General features: G+C 67.2%; 16 protein-coding genes. 9 read left to right on the forward strand and 7 right to left on the reverse strand.

Annotated features, from left to right (window positions below):
- Positions 1-31 precede the first annotated feature (31 nt).
- From AC04MI_RS10075 to AC04MI_RS10095, 5 genes are all read left to right on the forward strand, one after another.
- Complete coding sequence (locus AC04MI_RS10075; protein ID WP_436077862.1) at positions 32-1,027, forward strand: AraC-like ligand-binding domain-containing protein; 996 nt, start codon at positions 32-34, stop codon at positions 1,025-1,027.
- A gap of 296 nt (positions 1,028-1,323) precedes the next feature.
- Positions 1,324-2,682, forward strand: coding sequence for an efflux transporter outer membrane subunit (locus tag AC04MI_RS10080; protein ID WP_436077863.1), 1,359 nt, complete (start codon positions 1,324-1,326; stop codon positions 2,680-2,682).
- Positions 2,683-2,750: 68 nt separating this feature from the next.
- Complete coding sequence (locus tag AC04MI_RS10085) at positions 2,751-4,139, forward strand: efflux RND transporter periplasmic adaptor subunit (protein ID WP_436077864.1); 1,389 nt, start codon at positions 2,751-2,753, stop codon at positions 4,137-4,139.
- Positions 4,136-4,912 (forward strand): ABC transporter ATP-binding protein, encoded by a 777-nt coding sequence (locus AC04MI_RS10090; RefSeq protein WP_436077865.1) that lies wholly within the window; start codon positions 4,136-4,138, stop codon positions 4,910-4,912. Before AC04MI_RS10085 ends, AC04MI_RS10090 begins: the two co-directional genes overlap by 4 nt.
- Complete coding sequence (locus AC04MI_RS10095) at positions 4,912-6,117, forward strand: ABC transporter permease (protein WP_436077866.1); 1,206 nt, start codon at positions 4,912-4,914, stop codon at positions 6,115-6,117. The genes AC04MI_RS10090 and AC04MI_RS10095 overlap by 1 nt, the downstream gene beginning before the upstream one ends.
- A gap of 152 nt (positions 6,118-6,269) precedes the next feature.
- Here AC04MI_RS10095 and AC04MI_RS10100 read toward each other — a convergent pair whose 3' ends face one another.
- Positions 6,270-6,659 carry an Hsp20/alpha crystallin family protein gene (locus AC04MI_RS10100; protein WP_099730807.1) on the reverse strand — a complete coding sequence of 130 codons (390 nt, stop codon included), beginning with the start codon at positions 6,657-6,659 and terminating at the stop codon, positions 6,270-6,272.
- Between the two features lie 92 nt (positions 6,660-6,751).
- On the opposite strand from AC04MI_RS10100, the gene AC04MI_RS10105 reads away from it, so the two are divergent.
- Complete coding sequence (locus tag AC04MI_RS10105) at positions 6,752-8,095, forward strand: branched-chain amino acid ABC transporter substrate-binding protein (protein ID WP_436077867.1); 1,344 nt, start codon at positions 6,752-6,754, stop codon at positions 8,093-8,095.
- A gap of 60 nt (positions 8,096-8,155) precedes the next feature.
- Here AC04MI_RS10105 and AC04MI_RS10110 read toward each other — a convergent pair whose 3' ends face one another.
- The 6 genes from AC04MI_RS10110 to AC04MI_RS10135 all read right to left on the reverse strand — a co-directional run bounded on the left by AC04MI_RS10110 (position 8,156) and on the right by AC04MI_RS10135 (position 15,475).
- Entirely contained in the window at positions 8,156-8,917 is a 762-nt protein-coding gene (locus tag AC04MI_RS10110; protein ID WP_436077888.1) for an ABC transporter permease, read from the reverse strand.
- 5 nt (positions 8,918-8,922) lie between these two features.
- Positions 8,923-9,915 (reverse strand): ABC transporter ATP-binding protein, encoded by a 993-nt coding sequence (locus AC04MI_RS10115; protein ID WP_056058370.1) that lies wholly within the window; start codon positions 9,913-9,915, stop codon positions 8,923-8,925.
- 175 nt (positions 9,916-10,090) lie between these two features.
- On the reverse strand, positions 10,091-11,203 hold the full coding sequence (gene mltB, locus AC04MI_RS10120) for a lytic murein transglycosylase B (RefSeq protein WP_436077868.1): 1,113 nt from the start codon (positions 11,201-11,203) through the stop codon (positions 10,091-10,093).
- Between the two features lie 139 nt (positions 11,204-11,342).
- Positions 11,343-13,382 carry a transglutaminase TgpA family protein gene (locus tag AC04MI_RS10125; protein ID WP_436077869.1) on the reverse strand — a complete coding sequence of 680 codons (2,040 nt, stop codon included), beginning with the start codon at positions 13,380-13,382 and terminating at the stop codon, positions 11,343-11,345.
- A gap of 125 nt (positions 13,383-13,507) precedes the next feature.
- The gene (locus AC04MI_RS10130) at positions 13,508-14,551 is read right to left on the reverse strand and encodes a DUF58 domain-containing protein (RefSeq protein ID WP_056058379.1); all 1,044 of its coding nucleotides are present in this window, start codon (positions 14,549-14,551) and stop codon (positions 13,508-13,510) included.
- A gap of 3 nt (positions 14,552-14,554) precedes the next feature.
- The gene (locus AC04MI_RS10135) at positions 14,555-15,475 is read right to left on the reverse strand and encodes an AAA family ATPase (protein WP_056058381.1); all 921 of its coding nucleotides are present in this window, start codon (positions 15,473-15,475) and stop codon (positions 14,555-14,557) included.
- 101 nt (positions 15,476-15,576) lie between these two features.
- Here AC04MI_RS10135 and AC04MI_RS10140 point away from each other — a divergent pair, with 101 nt between their 5' ends.
- The 3 genes from AC04MI_RS10140 to AC04MI_RS10150 all read left to right on the forward strand — a co-directional run.
- Complete coding sequence (locus AC04MI_RS10140; protein ID WP_056058384.1) at positions 15,577-16,482, forward strand: histone deacetylase family protein; 906 nt, start codon at positions 15,577-15,579, stop codon at positions 16,480-16,482.
- Between the two features lie 160 nt (positions 16,483-16,642).
- A complete protein-coding gene (locus AC04MI_RS10145; RefSeq protein ID WP_436077870.1) occupies positions 16,643-17,434 on the forward strand; it encodes an enoyl-CoA hydratase in 792 nt (263 codons plus the stop codon).
- An 11-nt stretch (positions 17,435-17,445) separates the two neighbouring features.
- Positions 17,446-18,447, forward strand: a 1,002-nt coding sequence (locus tag AC04MI_RS10150; RefSeq protein WP_476497724.1) for a mechanosensitive ion channel family protein, incomplete at its 3' end; no start/stop codon positions are given.

The following is an 18,447-nucleotide window of genomic DNA, read 5'->3' on the forward strand; positions in this document are numbered from 1 at the left end:
TCAGGCTTGCGCAACCCGCACTGGAGACACCATGGCCCATCCCCTGACCGAGGTATCCACCGACGCCGTGCCTGCGCGCGACCGCCTGCACCTCTGGGGCGATGCGGTGTGGCGCCTGATTGGCGGGCTGGAGTCCGACGCGTTTGGTGACGATGCCTTTGCAGGCCACATTACCTCGGGCCAGGCGGGCTATGTGAACCTGTGTCAGCTGGACGTGAGCCGCCACCGCGTGGTGCGCACCCCCAGCCTCATTCGGGGCAGCGACCGGGCCTACATCAAGGTGGTGGCCCAGCTCGAAGGGCGCGCGTGCTTTGAGCAGAACGGTCGCCAGGTATGGTTGTCGCCGGGTGAGTGGAGCGTGTACGACACCACACGCGCCTATGCCGTGAGCAACCCCGAGGCCGTGCGCCAGATGGTGCTGATGATCCCGAAGGAACAACTGCCCGAGCGCAAGCTCAAGCTCGATGACCTGATGGTGCAGCGGTTCTCGGGCACCAGTGGCGTGTCGCGGCTGGCCTGGGACACCATGCGCGCCGCGTTTGCCGAGCTGCCCACCATGTCGGACGCAGCCGCCGATGGCGTGGCCGACGTGATCACGCACCTGGTGCAGCTTTCGCTGCTGGAGCGCAACGGGCAGCAGAGCCTGCTGTCGCAGCGTGAGGCCCTGCGTGACCGCATCAGCCAATACATCGACCGGCACCTGGGCGACCCCGACCTCACCATCGACCGCATGGCCCAGGCGCTCAACTGCAGCAAGCGGCACCTGTACAACGCGGTGGCCGATGACGAGGAAACCCTGGCCGCCATGATCCAGCGCCGCCGCCTGGAGGCCTGTCTGCGCGACCTGCGCCACCCGGCGCATGCGCAGCGCTCGGTCACCGACATTGCGTTGTCCTGGGGCTTCAGCAACAGCGCGCATTTCAGCCGGGCGTTCCGCTCGCATGTGGGGTGCAGCCCCAGCGAATACCGGGCCCGCGGGTTGGCGCCGGTGGTGCTGTTGCGGGACGAGTCGCGGCTCGCGCACTGAGCGGCACCCCGGCCCCTTGCGTGTGGGGCCGTCTGCGCGGTAAAGCACGCTCACCCGCTCTATGCATGCGTATGCGTCGGCATGCAGTGGCGTGACCTTTGCCTTGCATCAATTCTTTACGCGGGCTTGACCCAGTGGGTACGTTGTTGGCGCAATCGCTGCTCACAATGGAGTTTTCCCCTGCGTAGCCATTGCCCATGCGTTTTCTCCCACTTGCCTCTACCGGCACACCCACTGCCCGCGCAGCGCAACCTTTGCGTGCTGTGCCGTGGAGGCAAACGGCTTTGTTTTTGTGCGTGCTAGCCACCGCTGGGTGTGCCAGCCTGGCACCCACGGATCGCGCATTGCCCGCAGTGGCCGTTCCCCCGGCCTGGTCTGCGGGGGGCAACGGCACAGCGCAAGGGGCTACGGCTACATCCCTGGCCCAGTGGTGGCAGCGGTTTGACGATGCGGTGCTTACCTCGCTGGTCGAGCAAGCCTTGCGCGCCAACAGCAGCGTGCGCACCGCCCAGGCCGCGCTGCAGCAGGCGCGTGCGCAGGTGGATGTGCAGTCGGCCGGCCTGCTGCCCAGCGTAGGTGCGTCGGCTTCGGCGCAGCGCAGCCGGGCCAGCAACAGCACGGGCAACACCTTCCAGGCCGGTTTTGATGCGAGCTGGGAGCCCGATGTGTTTGGCCGCCTGCGCAGCGGCGTGAGCGCCAGCGAGGCTGACGCCCGCGCGGCCGAGGCCAGCCTGGCTGACGTTCAGGTGTCGCTGGCGGCCGAGGTGGCCGTCAACTACATCGAGCTGCGCGGGCTGCAGCAGCGCCTGGCCATTGCGCGCAGCAACCTGGCCAGCCAGCAGGAGACCTTGCAGATCACGCAGTGGCGCCTGCAGGCCGGGCTCACCACCTCGCTCGTCACCGAGCAGGCCCGTGCAGCGGCCGAGCAGACCGCCGCGCAGATTCCCAGCCTGGAAGCCAGCCTGGCTCAGTCGCGCTACAGCCTGGCCGTTCTGACAGGCCAGGTGCCCGGCGCGCTTGATGCAACCTTGGCCACCGGTGCGCCCGTGCCGCAGCCCACCGCAGAACTGGCGCTGGCAATCCCGGCCGAGACGCTGCGCCAACGCCCCGATGTGCGTGCGGCCGAGCAGCGCATTGCAGCCGCCCTGGCGCGCGTGTCGCAGGCCGATGCGGCGCGCTACCCCAGCTTCTCCCTCGGTGGCTCGCTGGGCCTGCGTGCCCTCACCCTGGGCGCCCTGTCGGGCGGCGGTGCGGTGACCAGTGCCTTGCTGGGCAGCGTGTCCATCCCGCTGCTGGATGGGGGCGCCGCCCGCGCCCAGGTGCGCGTGCAGTCTGCAGCGCTGGAGCAGGCCCGTGTAGCCTACGAAGCCACCGTGCTCACGGCCCTGCAGGATGTGGAGAACGCGCTGGTGTCCTTGCGTGGCGATAGGGAAAAGCTGGAGCGACTGACGGCCGCCGCAGACGCCGCCCGCAACGCCGCACTGCTGGCGCAGCAGCGCTACAGCAGCGGATTGATTGACTTTCAGGCGGTGCTGGAGACGCAGCGCACGCTGCTGTCCACGCAAGAGAGCGTGGCCACCACCACCGCTGCCGTCGCGGCAGACCATGTGCGCCTCTACAAGGCGCTGGGCGGCGGCTGGGCGGTAGCCGAATGAACAGCTGACAAGCCCTTCCACACGCCCACCCCATCGCCTGCCAGCCCCCATTTTCTGATTCACGCCCCATGCCAAATACCGACACCTCCGCTTCTCCTGCAACCGCCAAAGCCGCCCCCTCTGACCTGAGCGCCTTGCTGGGGGCAGACCGTCCCCGCCGCTGGTGGCAGCGCACTACCATGTGGCTGGGGGTGATCGCGCTCGTGGTGGTGGGCGGTGGCTTGTATGCCTGGCAGTCGCGCCAGAGCGCCGGCACTGCACCCACCTATGTCACCGAAGAGCTGCGCCGGGGCAATCTCACACTCACCGTGTCGGCCAACGGCACGCTGCAGCCCACGCGCTCGGTCACCATTGGCAGCGAGCTGTCGGGCACCGTGCGCAAGGTGCTGGTGGATGTGAACGACAAGGTCAAGAAGGGGCAGCTGCTGGTAGAGCTGGACACCGCCAAGCTTGAATCGCAAGTGTTGCGCTCGCGCGCCTCGCTGGCGTCGGCGCAGGCCCGCCTGGCCCAGGCCGTGGCCACCACCAAGGAGGCCATTGCCAACTTTGGCCGGCTCGAAGAAGTGGCCCGCCTGTCCGGCGGCAAGGTGCCCTCCGCTGCCGAGCTGGACGCAGGCCGCGCCACGCTCGACCGCGCCCGCGCCGATGAAACCAGCGCCCGCGCCACGGTGGAAGACGCACGCGCTGCGCTGTCCACCGACGAGACCAACCTGTCCAAGGCCTCCATCCGCTCGCCCATCGACGGCGTGGTGCTGACCCGCACGGTGGAGCCCGGCAACGCGGTGGCCGCATCGCTGCAAGCGGTGACGCTGTTCACCGTGGCCGAAGACCTCACGCGGCTGCGGCTGGATGTGAGCGTGGACGAAGCCGATGTGGGCTCGGTCAAGGTGGGACAGGACGCGAGCTTCACGGTCAGCGCCTATCCCTCGCGCCGCTACCCGGCCCAGGTCACGCGCGTCTCGTTTGGCTCCACCAAGACGGACAACGTGGTCACCTACATCACCTGGCTGGAGGTGAACAACAGCGACATGAGCCTGCGCCCTGGCATGACGGCGGCGGCCACTATCACTTCCACTGAACGCAAGAATGTGCTGCTGGTGCCCAACACGGCGCTGCGCTTCACGCCTGCGCAGGCCGCAGGGGCCGATGCGAAGCCCGGGGCGGGTGGCGCCAAGCCCGGCGCGTCGGGCAGCGGCAGTGGTGGCGGCATCATGTCGCAGCTCATGCCGCGCATGCCACGGTCTGGATCGGGCCCACGCAAACCGGGTGCGGGGGGCGAGGCGGGCGATGGCGCGGGCAAGACGCGGCAGGTGTGGGTGCTGCAGGACGGTGCCGCCAAGCCCATCGATGTGCAGGTGGGCATCAGCGATGGCCGCCATACCGAGGTCACGGGCGAGGGCCTCACGCCCGGCATGGCCGTGATCACCGATCAGCGCGCGGCAGGGGCCAAGCCATGAGCGTGGCGGGCGACACCCCCATCATCCGCCTGCGTGGCGTGACCAAGGTCTATGGCGAAGGGGCGCTGGCCTTTCAGGCGCTCAAGGGCGTGGACCTGGACATTGCGCAGGGCGACTTTGTGGCCATCATGGGCCCCAGCGGCTCGGGCAAGTCCACGGCCATGAACACGCTGGGCTGCCTGGACCGGCCCACCACGGGCGAATACCTGTTCAAGGGCGTGCATGTGGAGTCGCTCTCGCGCGACGAGCGGGCACGGCTGCGGCGGCGCTACTTTGGCTTTGTGTTCCAGGGCTTCAACCTGCTGGCGCGCACCTCGGCGCAAGAGAATGTGGAGCTGCCCCTGCTGTACCGGGGCGAGTCTGCCACCGCGCGCCATGCGGCAGCGGCGCGGGCGCTGGAAGCGGTGGGCCTCAAGGGCTGGGAACACCACACACCCGCCGAGCTGTCGGGCGGGCAGCAGCAGCGCGTGGCCATTGCGCGCGCCATCGTCACCGAGCCCGATGTGCTGCTGGCCGACGAGCCCACCGGCAACCTCGACACCCAGCGCAGTGTCGAGATCATGGAACTGCTCTGGCGCCTGAACGTGGACCACGGCATCACCGTGCTGATGGTCACGCACGAGCCCGACATGGCGCAGTACGCGCGGCGCATCGTGCGGTTTGTCGATGGCGTGGTGGACAGCGATGCAGCCAACCCACACCCCAAGGGTCTGGATGCTGATGCGGCATCGGCCCAGCCGGCGGTGGCCGGTTCGGATGCGGGAGGCCACTGATGTTGCTAAACACCCTGCTGCTGGCGCTGCGCTCCATCCGGCGCAATCTCATGCGCTCCTTCCTCACCATCCTGGGCATCGTGATCGGCGTGAGCGCGGTGATCACCATGGTCACGCTGGGCAACGGCGCCACCCTGGCCATCCAGAACCAGATATCGGGCCTGGGCACCAACCTGCTGCAGGTGCGCCCCGGCCAGCGCATGGGGCCCGGCGGCGGCACGGGCGCCCCGGCCTTCAAGGACACCGATGCCGACGTGATCGCGCAGCAGATCGGCGGCATCCTGGCCGTGGCGCCCGAGGCGCGCGCCGCCGCCACGGCGGTGGTGGGCGGGCGCAACTGGACGACCAGCGTCATTGGAAGCACCAACGCCTGGCTGGAGACCGGCAACTGGACGGTGCGCACGGGTCGCGTGTTTACCGACGCCGAATTGCGCGCCGGTGCCGCCGTGTGCCTGATTGGCGAGACCGTGCGGCGCGAGTTGTTTGGCACGGCCGATGCCGTGGGCGGCCAGCTGCGCGTGAAGGCGTTTTCTTGCGAAGTAGTGGGCGTGCTGGCGTCCAAAGGGCAGGGTGCGTTTGGCAACGACCAGGACGACACCGTGCTGGTGCCGCTGCGCACGCTGCAGCGCCGCATCACCGGCAACACGCGGGTGAACACGCTGCTGGTGTCGATGAAGGACGGCAGCGACCCCGAGCGGGTGAAGGCCAGCCTCACGCAACTGCTGCGCGAGCTGCGCAAGCTGTCGGATTCGGACGAAGACAACTTCAACGTGCTGGACACCAAGCAGCTGGCAGACACGCTCTCGGGCACCACCAAGGTACTGACCACGCTGCTGGGCGCCGTGGCCGCCGTGAGCCTGCTGGTGGGCGGCATCGGCATCATGAACATCATGCTGGTCAGCGTGACCGAGCGCACGCGCGAGATCGGCCTGCGCCTGGCCATCGGCGCACTGGAACGCGAGGTGCTGCTGCAGTTTCTGATCGAGGCCGTGGTGCTGGCCGCGCTGGGCGGGCTCATCGGCATCGTGCTGGCCACAGGCGCGTCGCTCGCGCTGTCGGGGCTGATGGGCGTGCCCTACCTGTTCAACCCTGGCGTGAACCTGTTGTCGTTTGTGTTTTCGGCCGGGATCGGTGTGGTGTTTGGCTACTTCCCGGCGCGGCGCGCGGCGCGCATGGACCCCATCGATGCGCTACGGCACGAGTGAGCAGGGCCGTGGGCTGCCGAATGGCGCCTGACCGGGTGCCCTGGAAGAAAAAACAAGCAAAAAAGGCATGAAGCGCTAGTGCATCATGCCTTGATTGCTATTGAAAATATAGCGATGGCCGTCATGCGCCATCGCCTTGGGAGCGGCTGGCTTCAGTGAATGGTCAGCGTGGTGGCCTTGCTCACGGGCTCCAGGCGGACCAGCGTCAGGGTCAACACGCCGTTTTCCAGCTTGGCGGTGCTGGCGCTGGCATCGATCTCGGTGGGCAGCTCCCACGCACGCTGCACCTTGCGCGGTGCGCCTTCCACGCTTTGCACCTGCACCACTTGGCCTTCAATGCTGATCGAGAGCTGTTCGCGGGCGAGGCCGGGGACGTCCAGCTGCAAGGTGGTGGCCTTTTCGTCCTGCGTCACGGTGCAGCCCGCAGCGGGTGCTGCGGCAGGCTGTGCCAGCGCGCCCATCAGAAAACGTTGCAGCGCCAGGTCGGCGGAACGGGGGGCTTGGGCATAAGCGGCGCGGCGGATCACGGGGGCGAAGATCATGGGTAACTCCTATACACTGCGCGGCTCTCGACGTGGTCGCCGCATGGCAGAGAGGTGTGTGCGGCCACGCCGCATTTCAAGGGAAAAATGCCATGAATAAATTGCAATCTGTGGGCTTGAAATCAGGCGCTGCGGCATTACGTCACACCGTTTGGGCAGCCGCAGTGGCCCTTGCAGGCGCCGTGGCGTTGGCGCCTGCCGCGCAAGCACAGACCCCGCCCTCGGCAGCCGTGGCCCAGGCCAGGCCGGTCAAGCTGGCGCTCATCGAAAGCCTGTCGGGCCCTTTTGCCAACACGGGCGAGGCTGTGTACCGCAATATCTACTGGGCCATGGAGCGCGTGAACGCACGCGGCGGCGTGCAGCTGCCTGCCAGCAGCGGCGGCCCCCGCCCGCTGGTGCTGGAGCGCTACGACAGCAAGGGCCAGAACGAAGAAGCCCTGTCTGCCCTGCGCGCCGCGATTGACGATGGTGTGCAGGTCATCCTGCAGGGCAATTCGTCGTCCACGGCCGCCGTGCTGATCGAGGCCATCAACAAGCACAACGAGCGCGAGCCGAACAAGCGCGTGCTGTTCCTCAACTACTCGGCGGTGGACCCCATCCTTACCAACGAGAAGTGCAGCTTCTGGCACTTCCGTTTTGATGCCCATGCCGACATGCGCATGGCCGCGCTGATGGAGGTGATGCGCGAGGACAAGGCCTTGAAGAGCGTCTACCTCATCGGCCAGGACTACAGTTTTGGCCAGGCCGTGCTGCGCGAGGCCAAGAAGCAGTTGGCCGCCCAGCGCCCCGATGTGGCCGTGGTGGGCGAAGAGCTGCACCCCATCGGCCGCGTGAAGGACTTTGCGCCTTATGCCGTCAAGATCAAGACCAGCGGCGCGCAGGCCGTGGTCACTGGCAACTGGGGCAACGACCTCACGCTGCTGGTCAAGGCCGCGCGGGATGTGGGCTACGAGGGCAGCTTCTACACCTTCTACGGCAACGCGCTGGGCGCTCCCGCCGCGATTGGCGACGCGGGCATTGGCAAGGTGGTGGCCGTGGCCGACTGGCTGCCCAACGTGCCGGGTGCGCAGAGCGAGGCGTTCTACCAATCCTTCCGCACACGCTTCCCCAAGCCGCAGGATGACTATGTGCACATGCGCATGCAGCTGATGGTGGAGGCGCTGGCCCAGTCCATCGAGCGTGCAGGCAGCACCGATGTGGTGGCCGTTGCGCGCCAGATGGAATCGGCCAATGTGCAACTGGCCGGCCAGGGCGGCACCATGCGTGCGGCTGACCACCAGTTCCAGCAGGCGCTGGCGGTGGGCGTGATGGACAAGAAAGGTGCGCCCGGCGTGAAGTTCGACGTGGAAGGCTCGGGCTACGGCTTCCGCGTGGTGCGGCAGATTGCAGCCGCCAAGGCGCAGCAGCCGCACAGCTGCCAGATGCAGCGTTATTGATACTGCGCTACTGATGCCTGGGTCCGCCCCGGGCTGTCGGGGCGACCGAGGTGATTGCGCTCAGCGCCGGATGCGGTGGCCGGTCTTGAACACCCACCACACCACGGTGAGGCACAGGGTCATGAACACCAGCGTCATGCTGGTGCTCACCGCGATGTGCACGTCGGCATGGCCATAGAACGCCCACCGCAGCCCGCTGATGAGATAGACCACCGGGTTGAACAACGAGACGGTCTGCCAGAACGGTGGCAGCATGCTGATGCTGTAAAACGCCCCACCCAGAAAGGTAAGCGGCGTGATCACCAGCAGCGGGATGACCTGCAGCTTTTGAAAGCTGTCCGCCCACAGGCCAATGAGGAAGCCGAACAGGCAGAACGTGACGGCAGTGAGCACCAAAAAGCCCACCATCCACACGGGGTGCGCCACCTCGTACGGAACGAACACCCGGGCGGTGGACAGGATGAGCACCGACACCAGCAGCGACTTGCTGGCTGCCGCACCCACGTAGCCCAGCAGCACCTCCACCCAGTTGACCGGCGCGCTCAGCAGTTCGTAGATGGTGCCCGACCATTTGGGCATGTAGATGCCAAAGGCCGAGTTGGAGATGCTTTCGGAGAGCAGCGACAGCATGAGCAGGCCGGGGATGATGTAGGCGCCATAGCTCACCCCGCCGATGTCGCCCATGCGCGAGCCAATGGCGGAGCCGAAGACGATGAAGTACAGCGCGGTGGTGAGCACGGGCGCAATGAGGCTCTGCATCCAGGTGCGGAAGGCGCGGTTCATTTCGAAGCGGTAGATGGCGCGCACGCCATGCAGGTTCACACCGGTCATGCTGGGATCGCTTTCTGGGGCGAAGGGGTTGGGACCTTGTCCTGGTGCACCAGGCTGACGAAGATGTCTTCGAGCGAGCTTTCGCTGGAGTGCAGGTCCTTGAAGTCGATGCCGTGCTCGGTCAGGGCGCGCAGCAGGGCGGCGATGCCGGTGTCTTCCTGCTGCGTGTCGAAGGTGTACGTCAGGACGGTGCCGCCCTGGCTCAGGGCCAGAGGCCAGCGGGCGAGCGGTGCGGGCACTTGCGCCATGGGCTGCTGCAGCGTGATGGCCAGCGCTTTCTTGCCCAGCTTGCGCATCAGCACGGCCTTGTCTTCCACCACGATCAACTCGCCCTTGCGGATCACGCCGATGCGGTCGGCCATGTCCTCGGCTTCTTCCAGGTAGTGGGTGGTCAGGATGATGGTGGTGCCCGCGTCACGCAGTTCCCGCACCAGGCGCCACATGTCGTGGCGCAGCTCCACATCCACGCCGGCGCTGGGCTCGTCCAGGAACAGGATTTTGGGCTCGTGCGACAGTGCCTTGGCGATCAGCACGCGGCGTTTCATGCCGCCCGACAGCGCGAGGATCTTGTTGTCCTTCTTGTCCCACAGCGAAAGGTCCTTGAGGATTTTCTCGATGTACGCGGGGTTGGGGGCCTTGCCGAAAAGCCCCCGGCTGAAGTTCACCGTGGCCCACACCGTCTCGAACGAGTCGGTGTGCAGCTCCTGGGGCACCAGGCCAATGGCAGCGCGGGCTGCGCGGTAGTCGCGCACCGTGTCGTGCCCATCGGCCGTGACGGACCCCGCCGTGGCATTGCTCATGCCACAAATCACGCTGATCAGCGTGGTCTTGCCCGCGCCATTGGGCCCCAGCAGGGCAAAGATCTCGCCGCGCCGGATGTCCAGGTCGATGTTCTTGAGTGCCTGAAAGCCGCCGGCGTAGGTTTTGCTCAGGCCGCGTACACGGACGATGGCGTCCGTGTCGGGTGCTGGAGAAGGTGATGCAGGCATTGGGAGGGTTCTCTGGGAGGGCCAGGGCGTTCCGCCGTGGCCGGGCCGCTGTGCAAGCGGTCAAAGCCGGGCATTGTGGACTGACTTGCACAAGTGTGCTGGGCGGGGGCTCCGAGCCCGCAGAAACCCCCGGGTTGCGCCGTTCAGCGAGTGGCTCGCAGCGGTGGGGCAGCGGTCAGCGCGCCGCCGCCACCTCGCGCCCCAGCTCGATGACGGCCATGGCGTAGTAGCTTGACCAGTTGTAGCGCGTGATGGCGTAGAAGTTTTCGGTGCCTGCCACGTAGCTGGGCGCATCGTTGCCGTTTTGCAGTTCCACCAGCGCCAGCGGGCCCGTGTGCTGCACGCCGTGGGCATCCAGCACAGCGCCCTTGGCCAACATGCTGGCGGCACTGAAGGTGGGCAGGATGTCGGGGGCGAGCAGGTCGTCCAGCTTCAGGCGCGCATTGTCGAACTGCACCCCAAAGTGCGTGGGCATGCCGGGCGTCCAGCCGTGGCCGCGGAAGTAGTTGGCCACCGAACCGATGGCGTCGGCCGGGCTCTTGAACAGGTCCACGCGGCCGTCGCCATCAAAGTCCACCGCGTAGCGCACCCAGCTCGATGGCATGAACTGGCCCAGGCCCATGGCGCCGGCATAGCTGCCGCGCGGCTCGAACGGGTCAGTGTTGCTGCGGTTGGTGAGGCTCAGGAACTGCTCCAGCTCGCGGCGGAAGAATTCGGTGCGCTCCTTGGCGCGCGGGTGGGCTGCAGGGAAGTCGAACGCCAGCGTGGCCAGCGCGTCCATCACACGGAAGGTACCCATCTGCTGGCCGTAGATGGTCTCAACCCCGATGATGCCCACGATGATCTCGGCGGGCACGCCAAACTCGCGCTCGGCACGCTCCAGCGTGGCCTGGTTCTCCTGCCAGAACCGCACGCCTGCACGGATGCGGATGGGGTCGATGAAGCGGCTGCGGTACACGCGCCAGTTCTTGGCCGTGCCCTTGGCGGGCGGCAGCATGAGGCGGGGCACCTGCGGCAAGAAATGCGCCTGCCCGATGGCCTGGCGCACCCACTCGCGGTCCAGGTCCCGCCGTGTGGCCAGGTCGTCGGCAAAGTCCATGGCCTCAGGGCGCGATGCGTAGAGCACCGGGGCCTTGGCACTGGCCCGCCCCTGGTGGGCCTGGCCGGCTTTGGCATGTGCTTTCGGGGCCGCCGGTTTGGGTTGATTTTCGGGCTTTGCGCTAGCGGGTAATGCACAGGTGGCTATCAAAAATATAGCTGCCGTGGTCCATGATGCTGTCTTCTTCATGTCAATGGTTCGTCATGTTGTGGCTCCCTGCAGCGCCTGATACCGGCGCGCTCCAAGACCAGGGATGCCAAGCAAGGGCCGCCCCGCAGCGAGGGCATCGTCCCCCTGGGGGAAGCGGCGCAGCCGCTCAGGGGATGATTCACTGTTTCGGCCAGGCGAGGCTGCGGAACTCCCGCCGCAAATCGCCCAGGGCGGCCTCAGGGTGGGGGGCGTAGCGCACGCGCTCCAGCCGCAGCAGCCAGTCGGCCACCGCCACAGCGGGTGCGCCGAATTGTGCCTGCACCCGCTCGGCCATGGCCCGGGGCGGCAAGGTGTCGGGCAATGCCATGCCTGCGCGGGCCAGACGCTGGCGCGCGCGGGCCAGCAGGCGCAGCCAGGGGTCGTGCTGGCTGCGCTCCCACAGGCTCCAGCCCATGCCCCCAAGGGCCGCCACGACGATCAGGATGCCCAGCACCATGGTCAGGTCCTGCCAGCTGGGCGACTCAAAGCCCAGGGACTTGAGCAGGTCCAGCTGGCGGCTCTGGGTGTAGTTGAGCACCCACTGGTTCCAGCTGTTGTTGACGGCCTCCCACACGGCGCGCAGGTTCTGCGCCAGCCCCGGGCTGATGACCGTGCCCATGGCGGTGGCAAACGCCCCTTGAGGCGCGCGCAGCCTCTGAAAGGCCCCGGTGCGGCCGGGCGATACGGCGCCCGTGGGGTCCACCCGCACCCAGCCCCGGCCGGAGAGCCAGACCTCGGCCCAGGCATGGGCGTCGCTCTGGCGCACGGTCCAGAGCTTGTCCACGGGGTTGCGGTCGCCGCCCTGGTAACCGGTAACGATGCGGGCCGGGATGTCGAGCGCACGCATCAGCACCACAAAGGCCGAGGAGATGTGTTCACAAAACCCTTCCTTGCGGTCAAACCAGAACTCGTCGGCCGTGTGCTGGCCGTACACGCCGGGCTCCAGCGTGTACACATATCCGCCGGTGCGCAGGCGGTTCAGGGCGGCATTGACGAGCGCCTCGGCGTTGTCTTGCGCGGGGTTGGGGTTGAGCTGTGGGTCGTTGCGCAGTTGCTGGGCCAGCGCCAGCGTGCGGGGATTGAAGCCGGTGGGCAGCTCGGTATAGGCGCGCAGGGCGGCGTTGGGGGCGCTGGGGCCATGGGCAAACTGCGTGTAGCTCTCTGCCTTGTAGCGCACCACGTCGGTCACTGCGCGGGTGGTCAGCCACTGCAGGTCCTGCGTCATGAAGGTCTCCATGCCAGCCACTTCGGGCTTGTCCACCGCAGCGTCCAGCAGCAGCAGCCAGGGCCGCTGGTGGGGCTCCAGCGTCACTTCGTAGCGCACGGGCTGGCCTTGCACGCGCAGATTGGCGACGGTGCTGGCGCGTGCCTGCGAATAGTCGCCGGGGCGGGGTGACACCGGATGCCATTCGACGCCGTCGAAGGTGCCGAACACCGGGCCGCGGAAGTACAGGTCGCTCTGCGGTGGCGCGGCGCCGTCAGGGGTGTCAAACCGCACGCGCATGGCCACCGTGTCATCCAGCGCCAGCTCGGCAATGTTGCCCACCTTCATCACACCCGACAGGCCGCTGCGCCCGCTCATGGTGTCGCTGGGCATGCCCCACAGCGGCGCCATGCGCGGGAACAGCATGAACAGCGCCGCCATGATGGGCGCGCCCAGCAGCGCCATGGTGCCTGCTGTGCGCAGTGCCTGCGACAGCGGTGGCCGCCCCACAGGCATGTGGGCGTTGACCAGCGCCGTGAGCAGTCCCAGCAGCGCCACCAGCATGGCAGCGGCCGTGAACAGCGACTGCGAGAAGAAGAAGTTGCTGAGCATCGTGAAGAAGCCCAGGAAGAACACCACCAGCGCGTCGCGCCGCGCGCGCAGTTCCAGCATCTTGAGCGCCAGCAGCATCACGATCAGCGTCACCCCGGCATCACGGCCCAGGATGGTGCGGTGGGTGTACAGCGTGCCCGCCACCGCGATCACCAGCGGAACGGCCAGCACCCAGCGCGTCGGCAGCGGGCGGCCCTTGAAGGCCAGCCAGCCGCGCCACAGCATCAGTCCGGCCGCCAGCAGGCTCGCCCATACGGGCAACACGTTGACCTGCGGGGCGATGACCCACGCAATCACGACGAGCAGGAACAGCGTGTCGCGCGCGTCGCGCGGCAGTGCGTTGAGCGTCTGACGCAGGGTCATGGCTGAGCGGTGGAACGGGGGAGGATGGATTTCATGATGCTATTTATTTGATAGCTATTCGGATAATGAGAATATGCGCTTGGAGCCGATAGGGGCCAAATTCGGCAGGAATGGGCAGTGGCAGGTCAACACAGGGCCAACGCCTCCAGGCAGCGGCGGCGGTGGGCGGCCCCCGTGTCGGGCGCGATCTCGGTGCCGGGCAGGCGCAGGCCGTAGTCCAGGCCCAGGCGGTCGGCTTGCAGCACCCAGGCCGTCAGGCGCGACACGCGTGCCTCATGGTTGGGCAAGGCGGCGTGGGCCAGGTCCAGCCACAGCTCGTGCCGCTGGGCCTGTTGCGCGTCACGGCTCACCAGGTCATCGGTGCCGGTGGCCAGCGACTTCGCCGCTTTCTTCCAGACCACCAGTTTGAGCGGGTCGCCCCGCCGGTAGGCCCGCACGCCGTCGAATTCGCCGATGCCCTGCGACGGCGCATTGCCCGTGCCCCCTGCGCGGGGCTCGCCCGGCGGCAGGGGTTGTGGCGGCACCTCGGGCGCGGGGTACACCAGCACCTCGGCAGCAGGGCGCCAATAGGTCCACACGCGGAAGGTGCCCAGCGGAAACCGCGTTTCGGCCGTCAGGGTGGGCACGCGGTGCAGCCCCCGGCGCCCGGGCTGGAAGGCCACCTGCACGCTGGCCTGGCCCTGGGCGGGCACGTCGGTCCAGGCCCAATGGTGTTCGGCCTTGCCGGTGCCGTGCACGGCCAGGGCAATGCCATAACGCGGCGACTTGCGATCACTGGACAGCTGGATCTCAAACGCCGTGCTGGTGCCCAGAAAATGTGGCTCGGGTGCCTTCAGGTGCAGCGTCAGCCCGCGCAGGTTGGCGTGGCAGATGTGCATGCCCACCACCGCGCTGCCAGCCAGCAAAAAGGTCAGCAGATAGCCCAGGTTGAGCTGGTAGTTGATGGAGGCCACCAACAGCACGACGAGCGTGAGCGCCAGCATCCAGCCCGAGCTGGTGGGCAGGATGTAGACATTGCGCTGGGTGAGCTGCAGCGTGTCGGACAGCGGCAGGCGTGCCTGCCACCAGCGCTGGAAGCGCCTGCGAAGGCGCGCCACGGGGCTGAGCCGCGCGGCCAGGCCGCGCCAGCCCGTGGTCGTCGTGAGGGAAGGGTGGGCGGCGGATTCCATCGATCAGGGCAGCGGCACGGCATCGACCATGGCGCGGACCTGCTCGACCGCGCCGCGCCCGGCGTCGCCCACGGGCACCAGGCGGTGGGCAATGGTTTGCGGCAGCACGGCCTGCACATCGTCAGGCGCCACATAGTCGCGCCCGCTGATGAGCGCCTGGGCCTTGGCGGCGCGCAGCATGGCAATGCCCGCGCGGGGCGACAGGCCCTGCAAGAACCAGCGGCCCGAGCGGGTGGCGGCGATCAGGTCCTGCACGTAGTTGAGCAGGGGGTCTGCGGTGTGCACGGCCTGCACCTGGCGCTGCAGCTCGGCCAGTTCGTCGGCGGACAGCAGGGGCAGCAGGCTGCTCACCATGTCGCGCCGGTCGGCGCCCGACAGCAGCAGGCGCTCGGCGGCGCGGTCGGGGTAGCCGATGGAGATGCGCATCAAGAAGCGGTCAAGTTGTGACTCGGGCAGCGCAAAGGTGCCCAGCTGGTCGTGTGGGTTCTGGGTGGCGATCACGAAGAAGGGGTGGGGCAGGGCGCGGGTTTCGCCCTCGACCGACACCTGCTTTTCTTCCATGGCTTCCAGCAGGGCGCTTTGCGTCTTGGGGCTGGCGCGGTTGATTTCGTCGGCCAGCAGCACCTGGGCAAACACCGGGCCGGGGTGGAACACAAAGGCTTCCTTGCCACGTTCGTATACCGACACGCCGGTCAGGTCGCTGGGCATGAGGTCGGCAGTGAACTGGACGCGCGAAAACTGCAGCCCAAAGGTGTGGGACAACGCGTGCGCCAGTGTGGTCTTGCCCACACCCGGCACGTCCTCAATGAGCAGATGCCCCCCCGCCAGCAGGCAGGCCACGCAGTCCTGAACCTGGGCCTTTTTGCCCACGATCACCGTGTTAAGCTGATCCAGAAGCGATTTGATCTTGTGCTGTGCATTCATGGCACGACGTTATCCGAAAAACGGCAAAAAATGCGAGACGCGGGGACAAGACTGTGAGCAAGACGGGCTATTTCACCCATCGGGATTGTTGGAAGCACGAGATGGGCCCGGGCCACCCCGAATGCCCCGAGCGGCTGGATGCGATTGAAGACCGTTTGCTGGTCACTGGCGTGGGGGACGCGCTGGAGCGCTACGAAGCGCCGGAAGCCTCACTGGCCGACATTGAACTTGCCCATGGCCGCATGCACATCGCCGCCTTGCGCGGGATGTCTGACCGGCTCAACGAGGAGCTGATGGCTGGCGGCCCCAGCTATGCGCAGATTGACACCGACACCTCCATCAACGCCCACACCTGGAAGGCGTCGCTGCGTGCTGCGGGTGCTGCGCTGGCCGCCACCGACGCGGTGATGGCGGGCGAGGTCGAAAATGCCTTCTGCTCCGTGCGCCCCCCGGGGCACCATGCCTGCCGCGACAAAGCGATGGGCTTTTGCTTTTTCAACAACGTGGCGGTGGCGGTGAAATATGCGCTGCAGCGCTACAACCTGCAGCGCGTGGCGGTGGTGGACTTTGACGTGCACCACGGCAATGGCACGGAGGACATCCTGGCCAATGACCCGCGGGCGCTGATGGTCAGCATCTTCCAGCATCCGTTCTACCCCTACAGCGGCGACCACGATCCCGCCCCCAACATGGTCAACGTGCCAGTGCCCGCGTACACACGCGGCATGGACATCCGCGAGATCATCGAGATGATGTGGATGCCCCGGCTGGAGGCCTTCAAGCCCGAGATGATTTTTGTGAGCGCGGGCTTTGACGGCCACCGCGAGGACGACATGGGCCAGCTGGGCCTGACCGAGCAGGACTACACCTGGATCACCCAGCGCGTGAAGGACGTGGCCCGGCGCTACTCCAAGGGCCGCATCGTGTCGTGCCTGGAGGGTGGCTACGTGATGGGGCCGCTGGCGCGCAGTGTGGAGGCACATTTGCGGGTCCTCGCGGATTTGTGACCAACCCCCTGAGCGGCTTCGCCGCTTCCCCCTTCTCTTGCATCGCTGCGCAATGCGGAAGGGGGACGCCGCCAGCGCGGCGGGGCGGCCCTTGCGCGGCGGCCCCCGCCTGGGCAGTGCCAGTTTCAGTCGGCGTGCAGATGGCTGAGAGGAGCAAACTATGACAACAAAGAACTTCGATGATGTGCTGACAACCACCCGCGACGCCCGTGGCGTGGTCACCTTGACCCTGAACGACCCGGCCCGCTTCAACGCGCTGGGTGCAGAGATGCTCTCTGCGCTGCAACAGGTGCTGGACGATGCGGGCCGCGACGAGTCCGTGCGGGTGGTGGTGCTGGCCGCAGCAGGCAAGGCCTTCTGTGCCGGGCACAACCTCAAGGACATGGCGGCGAACCCGGAGCTGGCGTACTACCAGAAGCTGTTTGCGCAATGCAGCCGCATGATGCTGACCATCCACAAGCTGCCAGTACCCGTGATCGCCAGGGTGCAGGGCATGGCGACGGCGGCGGGCTGCCAGCTGGTGGCGCAGTGCGACCTGGCGGTGGCGGCCGACAGCGCCAGCTTTGCCACCAGTGGCATCCACTACGGCCTGTTCTGCGCAACGCCGAGCGTGCCGCTCGTGCGCAATGTGCCCGCCAAGCGGGCGATGGAAATGCTGCTCACCGGCGACTTCATGGATGCGCCCACTGCACTCGCGCAAGGGCTGGTGAACCGGGTGGTGCCCGCCGATGCGCTGGATGCCGAGGTCGAGCAACTGGTGCAATCCATCCTGCAAACGCCCCGTGTGGCCGTGGCCATGGGCAAGGCGCTGGTGTACCAGCAGCGCGAGCTGGGCATTGATGCCGCCTACCAGCTGGCAGGCCAGACCATGGCCACCAACATGATGGACTCGGCCGCCCAGGAGGGCGCCCGTGCGTTTGCCGAAAAACGCCAGCCCGCCTGGAAGCGTTGAGGCACAGCACGATGGACAAGCCGATGCTCGACGATGTGGGCCTGTGGGTACAGGCCTTTCTCAGCCCCACGGTGCTGGTGGAGCTGGCTGTTTTGGCAGTGTGTGTGGGCCTGGCCTGGGGGCTGGTGGCGCTGCTGCAGCGCGGCCTGCGCCGGGGCGACCCGCGCTCCATCCTGTTTGGTGTGCGGATCGTGGATGGCGCGCTGTTTCCGCTGGTGCTGCTGAGTCTGGCCTACATCGCGCGCACCCTGCTGCACCATTGGGTGGCGCTGGCGGCTTTCAAGATTGCGATCCCGGTGCTGGTGGCGCTGGTGGTCATTCGCATTGGCGTGAAGGTGCTGCAGGTGGCCTACCCGGACGCTGCCTGGGTGCGGCCCATCGAGCGCTCCATCTCCTGGATGGCGTGGCTGGGCATGGTGCTGTGGGTCACCGGACTGCTGCCGCTGGTGCTGGACGAGCTGGACCAGATCCACTGGAAAGTGGGCGGGGCGACGCTGTCGGTGCGCACCATCATCGAAGGGGCGGTCACCGCAGCGGCAGTGCTGCTGATTGCCCTGTGGATCTCGGCGGCCATCGAGTCGCGGTTGCTGCGCTCAGCCACGGGTGCCGAGCTGTCGCTGCGCAAGGCGGTGAGCAATGCGGTGCGGGCGCTGCTGGTGTTTGTGGGTTTGCTGGTGGCCTTGTCGTCGGTGGGCATCGACCTGACTGCGCTGTCGGTGCTGGGCGGTGCGGTCGGCGTGGGCATTGGCTTTGGCCTGCAGAAGCTGGCGGCCAACTATGTGAGCGGTTTTGTGATCCTGGCCGAGCGCAGCATGCGCATCGGCGACAACGTCAAGCTCGATACGTTCGAGGGGCGCATCACGCAAATCAATGCCCGCTACACCGTCATACGCTCGCCCTCGGGGCGCGAATCCATCGTGCCCAACGAACTCTTGATCACCCAGCGGGTGGAAAACCTGTCGCTGTCAGACCCGCGCGTGTGGATGTCCACCGTGGTCAGCGTGGCCTATGAG

It is taken from the genome of Acidovorax sp. LjRoot204, assembly GCF_056175785.1.

Coding starts and splice junctions, on each gene's coding strand:
- AC04MI_RS10075 (WP_436077862.1), top strand. CDS start 32: ATGGCCCATCCCCTGACCGAGGTATCCACCGACGCCGTGCCTGCGCGC.
- AC04MI_RS10085 (WP_436077864.1), top strand. CDS start 2,751: ATGCCAAATACCGACACCTCCGCTTCTCCTGCAACCGCCAAAGCCGCC.
- AC04MI_RS10090 (WP_436077865.1), top strand. CDS start 4,136: ATGAGCGTGGCGGGCGACACCCCCATCATCCGCCTGCGTGGCGTGACC.
- AC04MI_RS10095 (WP_436077866.1), top strand. CDS start 4,912: ATGTTGCTAAACACCCTGCTGCTGGCGCTGCGCTCCATCCGGCGCAAT.
- AC04MI_RS10100 (WP_099730807.1), bottom strand. CDS start 6,659: ATGATCTTCGCCCCCGTGATCCGCCGCGCCGCTTATGCCCAAGCCCCC.
- AC04MI_RS10105 (WP_436077867.1), top strand. CDS start 6,752: ATGAATAAATTGCAATCTGTGGGCTTGAAATCAGGCGCTGCGGCATTA.
- AC04MI_RS10115 (WP_056058370.1), bottom strand. CDS start 9,915: ATGCCTGCATCACCTTCTCCAGCACCCGACACGGACGCCATCGTCCGT.
- mltB (WP_436077868.1), bottom strand. CDS start 11,203: ATGAAGAAGACAGCATCATGGACCACGGCAGCTATATTTTTGATAGCC.
- AC04MI_RS10125 (WP_436077869.1), bottom strand. CDS start 13,382: ATGACCCTGCGTCAGACGCTCAACGCACTGCCGCGCGACGCGCGCGAC.
- AC04MI_RS10130 (WP_056058379.1), bottom strand. CDS start 14,551: ATGGAATCCGCCGCCCACCCTTCCCTCACGACGACCACGGGCTGGCGC.
- AC04MI_RS10135 (WP_056058381.1), bottom strand. CDS start 15,475: ATGAATGCACAGCACAAGATCAAATCGCTTCTGGATCAGCTTAACACG.
- AC04MI_RS10140 (WP_056058384.1), top strand. CDS start 15,577: ATGGGCCCGGGCCACCCCGAATGCCCCGAGCGGCTGGATGCGATTGAA.
- AC04MI_RS10145 (WP_436077870.1), top strand. CDS start 16,643: ATGACAACAAAGAACTTCGATGATGTGCTGACAACCACCCGCGACGCC.